This window comes from Pedobacter sp. GR22-6 (assembly GCF_037402555.1).
Classification (GTDB): Bacteria; Bacteroidota; Bacteroidia; order Sphingobacteriales; family Sphingobacteriaceae; genus Pedobacter.
The window spans coordinates 311,005-330,005 of the sequence record NZ_JBBEUC010000005.1 but is presented as its reverse complement, the minus strand read 5'-3'; the positions used below and the strand labels follow the sequence as shown (position 1 = coordinate 330,005).

At 46.2% G+C, this 19,001-nt stretch carries 12 protein-coding genes and 2 tRNA genes; 6 read left to right on the top strand and 8 right to left on the bottom strand.

What is annotated here, in order from left to right:
- Window positions 1-12: 12 nt before the first annotated feature.
- From WAE59_RS22130 to WAE59_RS22120, 3 genes are all read right to left on the bottom strand, one after another.
- A complete protein-coding gene (locus WAE59_RS22130) occupies window positions 13-1,416 on the bottom strand; it encodes an anthranilate synthase component I family protein (RefSeq protein ID WP_337858166.1) in 1,404 nt (467 codons plus the stop codon).
- A gap of 246 nt (window positions 1,417-1,662) precedes the next feature.
- Entirely contained in the window at window positions 1,663-2,091 is a 429-nt protein-coding gene (locus tag WAE59_RS22125) for a cytochrome B (RefSeq protein ID WP_337858165.1), read from the bottom strand.
- An 84-nt stretch (window positions 2,092-2,175) separates the two neighbouring features.
- Window positions 2,176-2,583, bottom strand: coding sequence for a Dabb family protein (locus WAE59_RS22120; protein WP_337858164.1), 408 nt, complete (start codon window positions 2,581-2,583; stop codon window positions 2,176-2,178).
- An 80-nt stretch (window positions 2,584-2,663) separates the two neighbouring features.
- On the opposite strand from WAE59_RS22120, the gene WAE59_RS22115 reads away from it, so the two are divergent.
- From WAE59_RS22115 to WAE59_RS22095, 5 genes are all read left to right on the top strand, one after another.
- Window positions 2,664-3,368, top strand: a complete 705-nt coding sequence (locus WAE59_RS22115; RefSeq protein ID WP_337858163.1) for a hypothetical protein — start codon at window positions 2,664-2,666, stop codon at window positions 3,366-3,368.
- A 192-nt stretch (window positions 3,369-3,560) separates the two neighbouring features.
- On the top strand, window positions 3,561-5,921 hold the full coding sequence (locus tag WAE59_RS22110; RefSeq protein WP_337858162.1) for an ATP-binding protein: 2,361 nt from the start codon (window positions 3,561-3,563) through the stop codon (window positions 5,919-5,921).
- A gap of 60 nt (window positions 5,922-5,981) precedes the next feature.
- The gene (locus WAE59_RS22105) at window positions 5,982-7,382 is read left to right on the top strand and encodes a TPM domain-containing protein (protein WP_337858161.1); all 1,401 of its coding nucleotides are present in this window, start codon (window positions 5,982-5,984) and stop codon (window positions 7,380-7,382) included.
- Window positions 7,383-7,449: 67 nt separating this feature from the next.
- A complete protein-coding gene (locus WAE59_RS22100; protein WP_337858160.1) occupies window positions 7,450-10,176 on the top strand; it encodes an amidohydrolase family protein in 2,727 nt (908 codons plus the stop codon).
- Entirely contained in the window at window positions 10,169-11,476 is a 1,308-nt protein-coding gene (locus WAE59_RS22095) for an amidohydrolase family protein (protein WP_337858159.1), read from the top strand. Before WAE59_RS22100 ends, WAE59_RS22095 begins: the two co-directional genes overlap by 8 nt.
- A 68-nt stretch (window positions 11,477-11,544) precedes the next feature.
- Here the strand turns inward: WAE59_RS22095 and WAE59_RS22090 are convergent.
- A tRNA-Asp gene (locus tag WAE59_RS22090) sits at window positions 11,545-11,689 on the bottom strand.
- A gap of 80 nt (window positions 11,690-11,769) precedes the next feature.
- A tRNA-Asp gene (locus WAE59_RS22085) sits at window positions 11,770-11,880 on the bottom strand.
- A 155-nt stretch (window positions 11,881-12,035) separates the two neighbouring features.
- Between WAE59_RS22085 and WAE59_RS22080 the strand changes: the two genes are divergently transcribed.
- A complete protein-coding gene (locus WAE59_RS22080; protein WP_337858204.1) occupies window positions 12,036-12,509 on the top strand; it encodes an Lrp/AsnC ligand binding domain-containing protein in 474 nt (157 codons plus the stop codon).
- A 51-nt stretch (window positions 12,510-12,560) separates the two neighbouring features.
- On the opposite strand, the gene WAE59_RS22075 is transcribed toward WAE59_RS22080, so the two are convergent.
- The 3 genes from WAE59_RS22075 to WAE59_RS22065 all read right to left on the bottom strand — a co-directional run bounded on the left by WAE59_RS22075 (window position 12,561) and on the right by WAE59_RS22065 (window position 19,001).
- Window positions 12,561-14,885: a Tex family protein gene (locus tag WAE59_RS22075; RefSeq protein ID WP_337858158.1), complete on the bottom strand. Its 2,325-nt coding sequence runs from the start codon at window positions 14,883-14,885 to the stop codon at window positions 12,561-12,563.
- A 104-nt stretch (window positions 14,886-14,989) separates the two neighbouring features.
- Window positions 14,990-15,976 (bottom strand): pyruvate dehydrogenase complex E1 component subunit beta, encoded by a 987-nt coding sequence (locus WAE59_RS22070; protein WP_337858157.1) that lies wholly within the window; start codon window positions 15,974-15,976, stop codon window positions 14,990-14,992.
- Window positions 15,977-16,085: 109 nt separating this feature from the next.
- Complete coding sequence (locus WAE59_RS22065; RefSeq protein ID WP_337858156.1) at window positions 16,086-19,001, bottom strand: PD-(D/E)XK nuclease family protein; 2,916 nt, start codon at window positions 18,999-19,001, stop codon at window positions 16,086-16,088.

The window sequence follows — 19,001 nt, the reverse complement described above, 5'->3', positions numbered from 1 at the left end:
CGTTGTTCATGATTAAATCTGCGTAGCCATTTCAATTGCCCTGCGCAGCGCGGCAATTTTGTTATTTACCTCATTCAGTTCATTTTCCGGCACAGAATCTGCTACAATCCCGGCTCCTGCGCGATAATGCAACTCATTGTTCTTGCTCATAAAAGTCCTGATCATAATGCAGTGGTTGAACTCATCGTTGAAACCCATATACCCTAACGCTCCAGCATAGAAATTGCGGCCAAGGCCTTCATATTCATCGATCAGTTGCATGGCACGGTATTTCGGCGCACCGCTTAATGTTCCCGCCGGATACGTATCCGCCACGATCTTGAAGGCAGGTACATCCTGTTGCAGGGTGCCGCTCACTTTAGACACCAGATGTATGAGGTGCGAATAATATTGTACTTCTTTGAACGACTTCACCTGCACCTGACTGCAATGCCTGCTCAGGTCATTGCGGGCCAGGTCTACCAGCATCACATGCTCTGCACTCTCCTTAGGATCCTGCTCCAGTTTACGGGCCTGTTCTGCATCTTCCTCGTCATTTCCCGTGCGCTTGAAGGTACCTGCAATGGGGAAAATGCTTGCTTCCTTGTTCCTGATGGTAATCTGCGCTTCCGGAGATGAGCCAAACAATTTGAAACTTCCATAGTCAAAGTAAAACAGGTATGGCGAAGGATTTATAGAGCGCAGGCAACGGTACACATTAAACTCATCGCCCAGGAAAGACTGCTTGTAAGCTCTGGAAGGTACGATCTGAAACACGTCTCCACGCAGAATATGTTTCTTTAGCTTTACGACCATCTCCATAAACTCCTCGTTGCTCAGATTGGAACTCTCCTCACCTGTAGACTTAAAGCTGTATTCCGGAAAATTTTTATTTTGGATGATGTATTCTATTTTCTCCAGGTCAGTTGTTTCATCACCGTTGAAGGTGTTTTTAAACAGGGCGATTTCATTTCTGAAATGGTCTATCGCGATGATGTAACGGTACACATGGTATTGCATCAATGGAATTTCCTCTCCCTCCGGAGATTTGGAGGAAAATACGATGTCTTCAAAATGCTGCACTGCATTCCAGGTGAAATAGCCGAAAAGTCCATTGGAAATATAACGCTTGTCTTCCACCTCAGTAGGCTGGAAGGCCGCTTTAAACGCTTCTATTTCCTCAGTCAGGTTGAATTCCGACTTCTCTTCCTTAGTTCCGTCCGGGAAGTAGGTGGACAGCAGTCCTTCTCTGAGGACAATACCCGCTATTGGTTCTGCGCAAACGTAACTCACAGAATTTTCCCTGCTGTGGTAATCCGAACTCTCCAGCAGGATGGTATTCGGAAATACATCCCTCAACCTCAAATAGATGCTTACCGGGGTTGTGGTATCAGCTAGCCGCTTTTTATAAGTGGTGTTAATGATGTAATTATTCATATGCTCTCGTCATCCTGAGTTTATCCCAGGACCTCATTTTTAAATGTGTTAAAAAACAAAAAACCCGACGTGTGGTCTACGTCGGGTTTCTATGTGGTTTGGTTTAGGTTGATAAACTATAAGGTACACAAGGTTGCGACTAGACTCTTTTCAGAAGTGCTACGCCATTGCCAAGTATGTATATTGTTAATCATGTGTCACAAAAATATAAATAAATCTTACAAAGCAAAATTAATTTTGTGAATTTTATGATACACCGAAGAATGAACGTGAAGGATCAGCTTTGACCATCAGTAAAATTGCCGCAATGATCAGGATCAGTGCAAGCCCAAAATACAGTGCTATAACCCTGTGTTTGGCTACTGGATCATCGCCTTTTTTCGACTTTGCATTTCCAATCGTCACCAAAATTGCTGCAAAGATCATCATGCCAATGTGTTCCATTTTCCAGTACCTTATACCTGCTTCTACCAGGGGGCTTATGAAATAAAGCACCAGGCCGATCAGCACCTGTATGTGTGTAAAGATCAAGGTGAAAAGGTTGATCTTTCTGTTGCCTTCTGTATAAGGCTTCTTACCCAACCATCCGGACAGCGCCTGTATGAGTGCAATGACCAATAGGATTAAAACCAGGTAACGCCAACCTGAATGCGCGCTTCTTAATATCTGATACATAACAATTTTTCTTTCAAACTTAGCTATTTAATTGACTATCCTAAACGGGGCAAAAGCTCAAATGGCTTTTTAGAATCATTTTAATTAAGCTTCCTGTACGTCGTAAACCACTACTTTACTCCACAAATGGCTACAGTTTTTGATGAATTCCAAATGCAGTGGATGAGTTTGATAGATTGCCTGTGCATCCAGGTCGGCAAAATAAATCAGTTCTGAAACGCTCCAGCTCATGTCTATCACATCCCGCTTTTCCGTTGCAGCTACCGTACCAACATGCATATTGTGTACAGTTTCTATTTTTTTAAGTGTCTTGATCCCTGCGATCAACTGATCTTTGTCGGCCTTCGAATCTGGGTTTTTTAACCAGAAGAATACGTGGTGTACCACCGGATATTTTTTTTCCATAGTTGTTGAGGGCATAGCCGATGCAACTGTTGCAAGGCCCAGGGCTGCCGCTGTGCCGATGAATTTTCTTCTATTTGATTTGTCCATAATATGCGATTAATATAAAGATATTCCTTTTTCTTATCTTTAAGATATCCATTTATGATAGTGTTTTGACCAAATTGATTATGAAAACCACAAAAAACTTACTACTGATTGTATTGAGCCTCATTACCGGGGCGACATTTGCACAAACGGCGCTAACTGGCGCCTGGAAAATGAATGACGGCAGTGTATCACACCATCTGTTTTTTCAGGACGGCTTCTATTTCCATACCGTGCACGAAGGTAAACAGTTCGTGTCCAGCCAGGGAGGCAAATATATCGCAGACCAGCAGTCAATCAAGGCAGAGCTCCTGTACAACAGTGCCGATTCCGGTCAGGTCGGCAGCAGCATGGCGGTGCCTTTCAAATTGTCGGGTGACAAACTTTCACTGCACGTTGATCAAACTGAAATCCAATTTCAGCGGGTAGACGATAGCCAGGCGCCACTCGCTGGGGTATGGCGCATCACCGGGAGAATGGGAGCCGATGGCAAAGTTACGGCCATCCACCAGAGCGGTAGCAGGCAAACCTATAAGCTCCTCACCGGAACCAAATTCCAATGGGTAGCTATCGACCCGGGAAAGAAGCAGTTCTCTGGAACCGGAGGTGGCTCTTATACCTTTAAAGGCGGCAAGTATACTGAAAACATCGAGTTCTTTTCCCGAGACAACAGCCGGGTGGGGGCTTCCTTAGGCTTCGATGGAAAACTGGAAAATGGCGACTGGCACCATAGCGGACTGAGCAGCAAAGGCGATAAGATTTATGAAGTTTGGAGCAGACTGAAGTAAGGGCCACATCCTAGAAGATTACAAAAGCCGGCTGAAGGTCTTATTAAAGACAAATGCCTTATCCAGGTCTATACTTTACAATAAATCGAAACCCCTGTGCATGTAAGCGAATAGAGAAGTATTTATTATCTTAGTGCACGTTTAAACATTGGATTGGGATCGATGTTCCTAAAGCGTAGTACAGCTAACCGAATGAACCTTAGGAAGTACATTTTAAGCATATTATGGATATTCTGTGCCCTAAGCCCTGGCTTTGCAGCACAAAAACCCCTTGCCAGAAAGGGCGTGCTGGATCTCCGTGGAAATTCCTTTTCCACCAACATAGAACTGAAAGGCCAATGGAGATTCTACTGGAAAGAATTACTTAAACCCTCACAGGAGCTGCAACAGAAAGGTAGGATGGTTGATTTTCCTTTCCGTTGGACCGACTACCAGATCAATGGAAAAACCCTGCCCTCTTTTGGATATGCGAGCTACGAACTGCAGGTCCTGCTTGATAAAAATGCACCGGCGCTAAGGCTCCAAATGCCAGATGTCTATTCTGCTTATCATTTGTACATCAATGGTGAACTGGCTCTACAAGACGGCACAGTCAGTGAACAGGCAAAAGGTTTTATTCCCCATTGGGAGGTAAAATTCCTGAACATTAAACCCGGAACGGATACCCTGAACTTCATGTTGCAGATTGCCAATTTTGCCCATAAAAAAGGCGGGATGACCAGCTCTATGGTGCTGGGTGACAAAAATAAAGTGGGACTGGAGCGTCGCCGCATTGAAGCAATAGACCTCCTCCTGACAGGCTGTTTGATCATGGGTGGTTTTTTCTTTCTAGGCCTCTACCTTCTGGGCAATCGCGATAAGGCCATCCTCTTATTTTCGCTTTATTCCATTGTGTACAGCTACAGGATCATCGGAACCGACAATTATGTACTGCATACGCTGATTCCTGATGTAAGCTGGTATTTGACACTGAGGCTCGAATACCTCAGCCTTTTTCTTGGCATTTGCCTTTTTGGACTTTACACCAAAGCGTTGTACCCGGAAGACTCTAGCAAATGGTTTTCTAATTCGGTAACTGCCATTTGCCTCAGCTTCTGTACGGCTACCCTCCTCCTTCCTCCCCTTTATTTTACACAGCTCATCAACCCTTTTCTACTAGTTACTGTTCTCTGCCTTGTGTATATTCCCTATGTATACACTAAGGCCTATAAAAAAGGGCGCCCGGGGGCTGTATATGCCCTAGCAAGCTGTATCGCACTGATGTCGGTCTTTGCGATTTCCCTTCTCAATTACTACCTACTGTTACCTAAACTACAGCTTACCAGCTTCCTGGGCTATGTGGCTTTTTTCTTTTTACAATCGCTGGTCCTTTCACACCGCGTGTCTTTCCAGTTGAAAAAAGCAAGAGAAGAGGCCGAACTCGGTCTGATTGCTAAAAGTGAATTTTTAAGCACGATGAGCCATGAAATCCGTACGCCGCTCAATGCGGTCATTGGAATGAGCCACCTCCTGCTCCAGAAAAACCCAAGGGAAGACCAGCGCAAGGAACTGGACGTCATGTTGTTCTCTGCCAACAACCTCCTGGCCATTGTCAACGACATTCTAGATTACAACAAAATAGAAGCGGGAAAAATTACCTTTGAGCACATTGAAATGGACCTCGCCTCTATTGCCCGCAACATTGTAAGCGGACTCCAAAGTGCGGCACAGGATCGCAATATTGAACTGAGGCTGCACATAGATCCGAATTTGAAGCACAAACTGATGGGAGATCCCACCCGTACTTCTCAGATCATCACCAACCTCGTACACAATGCCATTAAATTCACTCTTGAAGGTTATGTGGCCTTAAATATCTGTTTGAGGGAACAAACAGACACTCATGCTAAACTTAGTGTGGAAGTGAAAGATACAGGAATAGGCATTTCACCGGAAAAGCAAAAGTTGATCTTTGAGCGCTTCACACAGGCAGACTCCTCCACTTCGCGGGGTTTCGGCGGTACGGGCCTCGGACTGGCCATCTGTAAAAAACTGCTTGAACTACAGCAGTCGAGCCTGCAACTGGTCAGTGAGCCTGGCAAAGGGGCAAACTTTTTCTTCATACAGGAGTTTGAAAAAAGCACAAAAACTGTTGAACAACAGACCATGGAAAACAAAACACCAGGCGAAGCCGATAAACCCTTTACCGGTATTAGCATCCTGCTCGTAGAAGACAATGCCATGAATGTGCTGGTGGCCCAGAATTTTCTGCAGCGCTGGGGTGCTAAAGTAGATGTGGCAGTAAATGGTATGGAGGCTGTAGAGAAACTGATGCCGGAAAAACACCGGCTGATACTGATGGACTTGAATATGCCGGTGATGGATGGCTATGAGGCGGCGGTAAAAATCCGTAAACTGGGTATAAGGACGCCCATCCTGGCACTCACAGCCAATCTTCCGCATGAGATAGAAGAACGGGCTCTGCGATCAGGCATCAATGACATCGTCGTGAAACCTTTCTTACCGGATGAGCTTTACCGCAAAGTACTGCACCATATCAACATCGCAGAGTAGTTATAGGAAGAAAAACAGGAACTCTAAAACATATCCGGAGGAATAGTTGTTCTCTTTCACATGACCAAGCCCTTGTTTTACCTCTCCGCTCTGATTATGCTCTGGTGTTCTTCCTGTAAACCTGAGCAGTCCGTAGAGCAGCTAATCGCCAAAATTCCCGATCCCAAGACACTCAATGAGACTTATGTGAGTAACCCCGATCAACTCTTGTCTCCGACCACGGTTGATGAATTGAATAGCAAATTGGCTCCATTGGATCAGTCCGGCCTTGTGCATATCGATGTCGTCTTTGTAAAAAGCATAGGCCAACTGGTACCCAAGGAAGTAGCGCATGAACTTTTCAATACCTGGAAGATCGGCAGTAAGGAAAGCAATAATGGATTGCTGATCTTTATGGTAGAGGACCAGAAAAGAATTGAGTTTGAAACAGGCTATGGCCTGGAAGGACCATTACCAGATGTCATTTGCTACCGCATTCAACAGGAGTACATGATCCCCTATGCCAGGCAAAATGATTACAATAGCGCTGTCCTGAAAGGTGTGGATGCGGTGATCTCCCACCTGAAGAAGGATGAGACTTTTGCGACTTCGGATCCGGATGCCATTGCTCCGGCAGCGGGCAGTCCCCCGGAAGTGGTTTACGATTCAGCTTTTGCGGATGCGCAGCAAGTGCCTGATGTGGCCTTGGCGCAGCCACAAGCAGTTGCCGCGCCCACGTCCGGTACCCGCAAAGAACCAAATGGCTTCATCACATTCCTGGCTAGCTTAGCTGCTATTTACTTTTTCTTTTTGGTGTATAACACCTACCGTTTCTTCAGCAGGGCGCGGAAATTGAAAGTGGATGCTGAAGGCAAATCTGCACATGAGCAATACCTGGAAAGGGAACGGGCATTTTATGGCAAGCGCTGGATCAGCCGGGTATTTCCTTATCCCTTCCTTAAGTCTTTCTGGAAAAAGCACGAAGAGACGCTAAAAGCTTTACGCCATACCCGCCTGCACTGTGAGCAATGCGAACAGCCTATGGTATTACTGGATGAAGAACAGGATAACAAATACCTGGAACGCGGCCAGGCCAAAGAGGAAGAGATTGATTCCGTAGACTACGATGTATGGATCTGTAAACCCTGTGACCAACGCATTGTGCTGAATTATGAAAACCTGGCTTCCAAAGCAAAGAAATGTAGCAAATGTCATTTTAAGACGGTAGCTTTTTCCCGCACAAAAACTGTTTTCCGTGCTACAAGGCAAAAAGAAGGCCTGGGCCGTCAGTATTTCATCTGTGCCAATTGCGGCCATGAAGAGTTCGAAGAATTTGTCATTCCGGTAATCCCTTCTCCGAGCAGCTCTTCCTCTTCTTCATCCTCTTCCTCCAGCAGTAGCAGTTCATCCTCTTCCAGCAGCAGCTCTTCATCCAGCAGTGGCGGCTCCTCTGGTGGTGGTGGCGCTGGCAGCAGTTGGTAAAAAACCTGTGATAAATGGCTTTGGTTCAAATTTTATGATAGCTTTAGGAGATTAACCAAAGCCATTTATGAAGAAAATTTTACTCAGCCTCGCGCTGGTGTTTTCTGCTGTACTTTCATTTGCCCAGCAAACTTATCCTGTCAATGGCTCTTATGACATTAGACAGGGTCTCTTTGCATTCACAAATGTCAATATCGTAGTCAGCGCCAGTCAAACCATCACGAATGGGACGCTCCTGGTCAAAGGCCAGTTTGTACAAGCCATCGGATCAGGCATTACTGTTCCCAAAGGTTACGTCAAGATAGATCTGACGGGCAAATTTATTTATCCTTCTCTCATCGATGCTTTTACTTCCTACGGGCTTCCGGAAGCTACACGCAGCGCAACAGGAGGCCGTCAGTCGATCTTCCTCTCTACCAAAAAAGGAGCCTACGGCTGGAATGAAGCCATCAGACCTGAAAGCAAGGCCAACCAGGTGTTTACGGCCGACAGCAAACAGGCTGACGAATTGCGCAAGGTAGGATTTGGCAGTGTGCATGCCATTAACCGAGACGGCATTGCCAGGGGAACTTCGGTAGCAGTAACCTTAAGCGATGAACGGGAAAACAACAGCATGCTAAACCCAAAGGCTGCGGCCAATTATTCTTTCAATAAAGGCAGCTCTCAAAATGACTACCCAACTTCTCTGATGGGCTCCATCGCCCTCTTGCGCCAAACCTATTATGATGCGCAATGGTATGGCAAGCAAAAGGAAGAATACAACATTTCACTGGAATCTTTCAACGAGCAACAAAGCCTGCCGCAACTTTTTGAAGCCGATGGCTGGCAAAATATCCTCAGGGCAGATAAAATCGGAAAGGAATTTGGCAGGCAGTACCTCATCAAATCAGGCGGTGATGAATACCAGCGCATCGAAGCAATAAAAGCTACCGGTGCAAGCCTGATCGTTCCCCTGAATTTCATCAAGGCTTATGAGGTTGAAGACAGTATAGACGCCAGAAATGTGAGCCTTGCTCAAATGAAAGCATGGGACCTTGCACCCGGGAATCCTGCTGCCCTTGAAAAAGCGGAAATCAGGTTTGCACTGACCAGCTTCGGCCTGGACAATGTCAAAGACTTCTGGACCAATCTCCGTACCGCTATTGATCATGGCCTCAGCGAAAAACAGGCCTTTAAAGCCCTCACTGAAACTCCTGCAAGCATGATCGGCATCCTGGACAAGGTGGGGACCCTGGAGAAGGGAAAGCTGGCCAACTTCATCATCACTTCGGATAGCCTTTTCAAGAAAAATACCGTCATCGAAGAGAACTGGGTACAGGGCAAACGTTTCATCACTAATAAAAACGAGGGAAAAGCGCTTAAAGACAGCCTCAACAAGCCGTTGGTCAATACGGCAGCTCAAACCTTACCGAAAAGCCCGCTGATCTATCCCTTTACTGCTTTTGGCAATGCGAAGCCCCTTAAGCAGGAGGCGGTATTGTTGAAAAATGCGACCGTATGGACTAGCGAAAAGGAGGGAATCCTTGAAAACACGGATATACTTCTGGAAAACGGTAAGATCAAGGCGATAGGTAAAAATCTTGCTGCGGGATCGGCCAGGATCATAGATGCGACAGGAAAGCACATTACTCCGGGACTGATCGACGAACATTCTCATATCGCCGGAACCGGGGGCATCAATGAGGGTGCCCAGGCTTCCTCTGCGGAAGTCCGCATTGCGGATATCATCAATTCTGAAGATGTAAACATCTATAGGCAGCTGGCCGGTGGGGTCACAACTTCTCATATTCTACATGGCTCAGCAAACCCTGTCGGCGGACAAGCACAACTGATCAAACTCAGATGGGGGAAACTGCCGGAAGAAATGAAATATACAGGTGGCGATACCTTCATCAAATTTGCATTGGGAGAAAACGTAAAGCAAAGCAATTTCGGCACTGGCGCACGCTTTCCAGTGACCAGAATGGGTGTGGAGCAGAGCTTCATAGACCAGTTTACCCGGGCCAAAGAATACAAGGCTGCGAGGGCAGTTAAGGGCAACAATGTACGCCGCGACCTGGAATTGGATGCCATCGTAGAGATCCTAGACAACAGGCGTTTCATCACCTGCCACTCCTATGTTCAGTCGGAGATCAACATGCTCATGCATGTAGCAGACAGCCTCGGCTTCAAAATCAATACTTTCACACACATCCTGGAAGGTTATAAGGTGGCCGACAAAATGAAGGCCCGGGGCATCAATGCCTCCACCTTCTCCGATTGGTGGGCTTATAAAATGGAAGTGGCGGAAGCGATCCCGTATAATGGGAAGATCATGCACAACGTGGGAATCACAACAGCATTCAACTCGGATGATGCCGAAATGGCCAGAAGGCTGAATCAGGAAGCCGGTAAAGCCGTATTGTACGGTGGGGTTCCTGAGATTGAAGCCCTGAAATTCGTAACCCTCAACCCAGCCAAAATGCTGCACATCGATGATAAAGTGGGCAGCATCAAAGTAGGTAAAGATGCCGATGTGGTCATTTGGTCGGATCACCCCCTTTCCATTTACGCCAAAGCCGAACAAACTTTTGTAGATGGCATTCCCTATTGGGACATCGTCCGCGATGCGCAACTACGGACTTCGCAAAGTGCAGAAAGGGTAGCACTGATCCAAAAAATGAAGGACAGCAAGAAAAAAGGAGGTAAAACCCAAAAACCACAAACAGATGTGCCTCGCTTATACCATTGCGAATCCATGGAAGACTACTCTTCAGGACTAAGCTCATCAGAAAGGAGCCACGAGCATGAATAGATATTTATTGACTTTGCTGATCTCAGTCTATGGACTGAACAGCCTCGGACAGGCCAACATATCCCCGGCCAAAGCACAGCAGAAAAGAACAGTGGTGATGGGCGCCAAACTCCATGACGGAAATGGAAAGGTCATCAACAACAGCTATCTGATATTTGAAAAGGGAAAAATCACCGGCGTAGGTGATGCAACCCTGGTACGCATGAATCTGAATGATGCCGATGTGATCTATGCGAACGATAAACACATCTACCCTGGTTTTATTGCCCCAGTTACCAACCTGGGCTTATCAGAATTTGAATCGGTAAAGGCCACCCTGGATTTTAGTGAGATTGGTAGCATCAATACCCATATCCGCTCAATCATCGCTTATAATACGGACTCTAAAGTTCCGGCTACACTGCGCAGCAATGGTATTTTAATGGCCCAAATAACCCCGCAGGGCGGCGTGATTTCGGGAAGTTCATCCGTGGTACAACTGGATGCCTGGAACTGGGAAGATGCGGCCATCAGACTGGATGACGCCCAGCACCTGAACTGGCCTGCAACACCCAGGTTCAGAACTTCCGGAGGGCGCAACGCAATGCCGGCAGATGCGCTAAAAGAACGGACCGAAGCCCAGATCAATGAACTAGACCAACTGTTCACAGAAGCTAAGGCGTATGCAGAAACGGATCAACCTTCGGTGACCAATGCCCGTCTGGCTGCGATGAAGCACCTGTTTGATGGCCGGCAAAAACTGTTTATCACAGTAAATGCACAAAAAGACATGATAGCGGCCATCAATTTTGCAAAAAAATATAGTGTCTCTCCTGTGATTGTTGGGGGCGACGAAGCTTACCAGATCATCCCATTTCTGAAGTTGAACAATGTACCTATAGTTGTTCGGCAGCCGCACGCACTACCCAACAACAATGATGATGATGTGAATATGCCTTATAAAAATGCGGGGCTCCTGGCGAATGCCGGCATTACCGTAGTCGTGAGTATAGAAGGCTACTGGCAGCAGCGCAACTTGCCTTTTATGGCGGGGACAGTAGCCGCATGGGGGCTGGACAAAGAAAAAGCACTGCAAACCATTACCCTGAATACAGCAAAAGTATTAGGCATAGACCAAAGTACAGGTAGTCTGGAAGCGGGTAAAGACGCTACCTTTTTCATCTCCGCAGGAGATGCATTGGACATGAAATCAAATCTCGTGGAAAGGGCCTTTATCCAGGGGCGGGACATTAACCTGGACAACCTGCATAAGCAACTGGATAAAAAATTCAGTGAGAAATACAAAGCAGGTCAGAAATAGCAGCAAAAAAAAGAGTGGCCTCATCCAAGGTCACTCGTTTTTAACTAACTTATTATTCATAAAAAAACTGGCTGTTGGGGAAGGAGTCGAACCTTCAAGGGGTAGTTAGCTACAGTTCAAAAATTAATTTGTGGTCAACCCATAAACTGCGTTTATCCATTTATCCCCACCACCGAGACAAGAAGGCGTGTCTGCCAATTTCACCACCCAACATTGTTTACCAAGTCAAGTGTTAGACTTGTAAGTTTTAGGTTTAGGCTTAAAAACTTACAAGTCATCACTGATAACTTTAGTGGCTGTAGGGGAAGGAGTCGAACCTTCAAGGAGTAGTTAGCCCTTACGGGTTTTCCATTTTCTCCGCCACCGAGACAAGGAGGTGTGTCTGCCAATTTCACCACCCTACAGAGTATAAGCAAATGTTAAAGAACGATTATTTTTTCTGACTTGCTTGATACAAATGTAACAACAACCTCAATATGTTGCAAATATTTTAAACATTTAATTTTATTTTTATAATATTTATAATTAAATTTGAATATCGTTAACAAATGTCAAAATGATGCTTAAAAAAGAAAGCCAAAATTTAGAAATTGATAACCTGGATATCGATATCCTGAAACAACTCATGCAGGATGCCACAAAACCCTATACTGAAATCGCAAAAGATCTCATTGTATCCGGGGGAACCATCCATGTAAGAATGAAAAAACTACAGGAAATGGGCATCATCAAAGGCTCACACCTGATCATTGATCCCCAGAAAGCTGGTTACGACATCTGTGCATTCTTGGGTATTTACCTAGAAAAAGGAATACAATATAAGGATGCGGTAGCACAATTGAGTAAAATCAAGGAAGTGGTAGAACTGCATTACACTACGGGTGCCTATAGCATGTTTGCAAAAATCATCTGCCGCGACACCACCCATCTGAGGCATGTACTTAATGAAGAGATCCAGGCTGTGAACGGCATACAGCGTACAGAAACGCTGATTTCATTGGAAGAAAGCATCAGGAGACAGATTGAATTATAAAAATCCTATCGCTGATCAGCATAAAAAAGGAGCGGATAACCGCTCCTTTTTCTATTTAAACATATTCTTCAAAGCTTCCAGCTTCATTTGCAAATCACCATCCGGCAGTTTTTCTTTCTGTCCGCCTTTGGGATTTCCATTCGGTTTTCCGGGCTTTCTGTGCTGATCCGGTTTGGATGCAGGACGCACAGGCTTTCCGTTTGACTGAGGTTTATCATTTCTTTTCTTGTGCTCTTGTCTGGCTTTCTGTGAACCATCTTTCATCGAGAGGGAAATTCGCTTTCGGGCTACATCCACTTCCACTACTGTCACCTCTACTTTCTGATGGACCTTGACTACCTCATTGGCATTACTCACAAACTTGTCAGATAGCTGACTGGTATGTACCAGGCCATCCTGGTGTACACCAATGTCTACAAAAGCCCCAAAATTCGTAATATTGGTTACGATACCAGGTAATTTCATACCCACCTTCAGGTCCGCAATTTCGTTGACACCATCTGTAAAACTGAAAATTTCAAACTGCTCACGCGGATCCCTGCCTGGTTTCGCCAGTTCATTCATGATGTCATTCAAAGTAGGCAGACCGATCTCCTCACTAACATACTGCTGCAATTTGATCTGCTTACGAAGCTCGGCATCGCGCATCAGCTGCGCCACACTACAGTTGAGGTCCCGCGCCATTTTATTGACCAAAGCATAGCGTTCAGGGTGCACGGCGCTAGTATCCAGTACATGTTCTGCATTCCTGATCCTGAGGAAACCTGCAGCCTGTTCAAAAGCTTTATCACCTAAACGCGGCACCTTACGCAGGCTTTCACGGTTTTTAAAAGCTCCATGCTCGTTGCGGTAGTTCACTATATTTTGTGCCAGCTGAGGGCCTAATCCCGACACATATGCCAGTACTTGTTTAGAAGCCGTATTTAGCTCCACACCTACCGCATTCACACAGCTCATGACGGTATCATCCAGTGAGGCCTGCAATTTATTCTGGTCCACATCGTGCTGATATTGTCCGACGCCAATAGATTTAGGATCGATCTTGACGAGCTCAGCCAAAGGGTCCATCAACCGTCTCCCTATAGAAACAGCTCCCCTGACGGTAATGTCGTGATTCGGAAATTCCTCCCTGGCCACATCTGAAGCGGAATAGATAGAGGCTCCGTTTTCGTTTACCATCACAACAACTATCCCTTCAAGACCAAGACCGCGAATAAATACTTCTGTCTCTCTTCCTGCGGTGCCGTTCCCAATTGCAATGGCTTCTACCTGATGTTCGTCACAAAGGTTTTTGACCACCCTTGCAGAATCTGCAAGGCCTCGCTGCCCATTGTGCGGGTAGATCGCGGTGTTCTCCAAAAGCTTTCCCTGACGATCAAGACATACCACCTTACAACCGGTTCGGAAACCCGGGTCTATAGCCAATACATTCTTCTCGCCCATAGGAGCCGCCAATAACAGCTGTCTGGCGTTCTCAGCAAACACACGAATGGCTTCTTCATCGGCTTTTTCTTTGGAAAAACTTCTTATCTCTGTCTCCATGGCAGGACCAAGCAGACGCTTGTAGCTGTCCTGTATCGCCAGTTTTACCTGAGCAGCGCTGGCGTTGTTTGCCTTGATGAACTGCTTTTCCAACAATTCAATGGCTCCCCCTTCTTCGGGCATAGTATCCAGTTTGAGAATTCCTTCGTTCTCCGCTCTGCGGATCGCCAGCACACGATGTGAGGGGCTCGACTTCAAAGGCTCAGTCCAGTCGAAATAGTCTTTATATTTTATACCTTCTTCTTCTTTACCTTTTACTACGGAAGATTTGATGGCAGCATGTTGCTGGAAGTATTTCCGCATGGTCGTCCGGGCTTCCACATGTTCATTCACCAGTTCGGCGATAATATCCCTCGCCCCTGCCAGAGCTTCATCTACTGAAGCGACTCCCAGTTCTGCATTCAAAAATTGATTTGCAGCGATCTCCGGATTCAATGTACTTTGCTCCAGAATGCTCAGTGCCAATGGCTCCAGACCTTTCTTCCGGGCTTCAGAAGCCCTGGTCTTGCGTTTAGGCTTGTAAGGCAAGTAAATGTCTTCAATAGTCGCGATGTTGCTTGCTGCATTAATTTGCTGCTCCAGTTCAGGACTTAGCTTATCCAGAGCGGTGAGGGCTTTTAGGATTGCCTCCCTGCGTTTGTCTAGCTCACGCAGTTGCTGGAAGCGGTCGCGTACAGCCGCAACTTGTACTTCATCCAGACTTCCGGTCATTTCTTTCCGGTAACGTGAAATAAAAGGAACAGTAGCTCCCTCGTCCAATAATTCAATAGTCGCAATAACCTGCTTTTCTGCTACTGCAAGTTCAGCAGCAATGATCATTGAGTGGTTACTCATTTTTTCTTTATTTGATTTGCTTAAAGTACAATGGCGCCAAAAATAAATAAAAAATCCCGCAGGGTATGAACCTGCGGGATTATATTTTCTTTAATAAATTTCTCTTATTTTGCGACGTAAAGCACTTCCTTTACTGCCTTCACTACGCGTTCTGCATTCGGCAAGCTCGCAGCGATCAAAGTAGGTGCATATGGAAGTGGCACATCTGCACAAGTGATGCGCAATACCGGTGCATCCAGGTAATCAAAGGCATTTTTCTGAACATTGAAGGCAATCTCGGAAGAGATAGATGCCAATGGCCAAGCTTCTTCTACCACTACCAGGCGATTGGTTTTCTTAACCGATTCAATTATGGTTGCATAATCGATAGGACGTACTGTACGCAGATCGATTACCTCAACGCTGACACCGTCTTTAGTCAATTCTTCTACAGCCGGGTTCACTACACGGGTCAGCATTTTACCAAAAGTAACGATGGTCACATCTGTACCTTCTTTTACCACATTAGCTTTACCGATAGGCAGGTAATATTCTTCTTCAGGAACTTCACCTTTATCACCATACATTACTTCTGACTCCATGAAGATTACAGGATCTGGATCCAGAATGGCCTGTTTCAACAAACCTTTAGCTTCGTAAGGTGTAGAAGGAACCACCACTTTCAATCCCGGGCAGTTGGCATACCAGTTCTCAAAGTTCTGAGAGTGCTGTGCACCTAACTGGCCTGCATTACCGGTTGGCCCACGGAACACAGCAGGCACAGAAAACTGTCCACCGCTCATCGAAAGAATCTTCGCAGCTCCGTTAATGATCTGATCTATAGCAACCAGTGAGAAATTGAAAGTCATGAACTCTATAACCGGAATCAATCCGTTCATAGCTGCACCAATTCCGATACCGGCGAAACCAAGCTCAGCAATAGGTGTATCGATTACGCGTTTGTCGCCAAACTCATCAAGCATACCCTGACTAACTTTGTAAGCACCATTGTACTGCGCAACTTCTTCGCCCATTAAAAAGACGTTTTCATTTTTACGCATTTCTTCGCTTAAGGCTTCACGCAAAGCTTCTCTAAATTGAATCTCTCTCATTGTATATTCAAATATTAACGGTAGCAAATATAGTTATTGTATTTTAATAAAAAAGTAGTGTTTTAATTACACTTTGCATCTGTAAAATCGGCAAAAGTAATTTGGTTTTTTAAAGGCCGCACAAGGTTAAATATGGAGAATAAGCGAATCCAGCTTCATTTTCTGTACGTACAAAAGGTATCTGCTCATCAAACAGTTCCGACAATTTTACTTTCATATAGCCCACAAATTCTGCTTTGACCTCTTCCAGATAGGCCCCATTTAATTTCAACTTGTCTCTTCCTTCGATAAAAAACGTCCCCTCCTTACGCATATTGCGAATGCTGTACAGGTTGGGCTCTACCAACTGATGCCCATTGGCCTGTTCAAACACATAGGTATAAAACAGGGTCTGTACCAGGGCTTTATTTTGTTTATTACCATTGGTATCGAATACCTCTTCCAGATTGGAATACCTGAGCACGTCTGCTCCCGTTTTGTAATCTACTATCCTGGTAATACCGTTTTTCCGGTCAATACGGTCAATGATCCCATGAAGCGTAATCTGACGTTTCTGCCCCCGCACTTCGAACTCAAAAACCACCTGATCCCTCTGCTCCAGGGCCAGTACTTCAAAAGGAGCTTCATTTTCGTCATAGTCCAGGATCAGATTTGCATATTCTTCTACAATGGCCAGCACCACCTTGTGCATGCCGTTGTGTTGTACCTGCCGGTGCTGGTCCTCGAACATGACCTGAGAGAAGGCCCTTACTGACAGGCCCGGCACCTGCTTCCGGTATTCGGCAATACGTTCCCGACTGATCAGCGGGTCAATCTGCCTCAGGTCCTGATAAAAGGTTTCGAGCACAAAATGCAACATGGAGCCAATATAATTGGCCTCCAGGTTTTCAGAAATCTCCTCAGGCTCCTTTACTTTGGCCACATAACGGTAGAAAAACTGGAGCGGGCAGTTGATGTAGGTAGTCAGTGCCGATGCTGAAAGTGCCATACTTCCGTCCAGGTAGCCCTGGAGCACTTTCATAACAGAAGCATCTTTCTGTATCACTACAGGTCTTTTTTGGGCAATACTAATGTCTTGCTTGTGTTCCAGGTAGTTGAAGGTATAGCCACTCTCGTATTCCAACTGTTTCAGGAAACGGGTAGGTTCGCCGGTATTGCTTTCATCTGCCTGGGCATTGTACACCATGCTGACCTTCTTCGAACGTTGTAACAACCTATAGAACATATAGGCAGAAATGGCATCCTGATTTTCCAGAACGGGCAGGCCATAAGCCCTGCGGATACTATCCGGGATAAAACTGGGAGAAACACTGGTCTGAGGCAACAGACCCTCATTGACCCCCAATATATAGACCTGATCAAAGTCAAGACTCCTGCTTTCCAATAAGCCCATCACCTGTATGCCTTGTAGCGGCTCGCCTGTCAATGGCACTGAAATACCCTGCACGGCTTTTTGAATGAGCGACAGTACGAAGGCCAGTTCTGTACCCCTGGTCAACCGCGGCAGGTAATCCGCCAGTCCGTCATGCAGCCTGTTGAGTTCCTTAATCGTGGAGATGAACAGGTCTGCCTCCGTCTGCTTCAGGCTTTTAGCAGCCAGTTGCTGCTCGAGGATATATTTAAAAATAGCCTGTAGGGTGTTTGTGGCTTGTATCCCATCCTGAATCTTTGTAAAAAACAACTCGATCAGCCCCTTCTGGCGCTGTAGCCTGAAAAGGGGAACCTCCGCAAGCTGTTCTGCCAGCAGTCCTTTCTGAATCTTTGCCCGCTGCTGCTCAGTAATCCCGCTGAGCGGATGTGACAAGAAAGCCGCTACCTCCCTGTGGTATACCGTTTCTTTCTCTTCCTGAATCAGTTGTGCCTGTACACTCAACCAAAGATCAGCCAATCCGAAGATGGAAGAAGCCACAAGTGGATACCCCATAGTGACGTTGATATTGATAGGCTGCGATCCTTTTTCATCCTGGTAATGAGTCGGAATGGTCTGCAGTACCGGCATCAGCAAGCTCTCATCGGCCAGCACCAATGCAATCTTCCCGGCATGGTCAGTCGCTTTCAGCAAAGGGTAATCCCGCTGAAGGGCCTCATGGAGGATTTTGGCCTGGGCTACCTGCCCCTGGGTTTTGTAGACATCGACCTGCTTCGGCATGGCCTTGATGAAGTCTCTGCTGCTGTCGAGTGCGTTAATCAGCCCCGTCTGCTCCAGGTTCTTCCGCATGAACAGTCCTGCTTCCTGAATGGGGTCATCCAGGTAGTAGGCATCCGTATCGAAATAAAACAGTGTCCTTCCCTCGTCCTGCCAGCGACTGAATACTTTAGCCTCGGCCCTGCTCAAGGCATTGAAGCCCACAAAAACGAGCTTTGCAGCCGCAAAGGTTTCGGTAAATCCAGGCCTTTCTTCCTGGCCCAGGGATAATTGCCGGTAGATCTGTCCCATCGTGGTCATGCCCTTGGCTTTCAGCCCATCGTGGTAATCCTGGTAAAGTCTCGGCATACGCTGCCACATCCGGATGAATTGCTCTTGTTGTTTTTTTTGTTTTCCTTCGGAATAAGAATTCCAGAAGCCCTTCAGGAACTCCTGTTGTTCTTCACTCAGGTAATCAAACTGGTAATCTACGATTGCAAACTCTTCCAGTTGCAGAAACAGTTTATTTGCATCCACCAGGTCATTGTCAATCTGGGCAAAATCACTCAGGATCACCCTCGCGATCGGATAAAATTTAGCCGGTTCTATCGGCGGCTCTCCTTCTTCTGCAGCCAGTCGGTTGTACACCTGATGCAGGGTAAAGAACTGTGTAAATGAATCTGCCACTTTCCTTTCAGAAGAAAGGGCAAAAAATTCCTGTATGGTATAAAAAGATGGACTCCAAAAGGGCTTGCCGATTAGCCCTGCGAGGTGGCTCTGCAAATAGGCTACCGGCCTTTTGTTGTTGAAGACAATTGCGGCATGCTGCAGGTTATCTCCAATACGACCGATCAGGTCTTCCGCTACTTCTCTTAAAAATGGTTTGAATTCTTCCTGCAT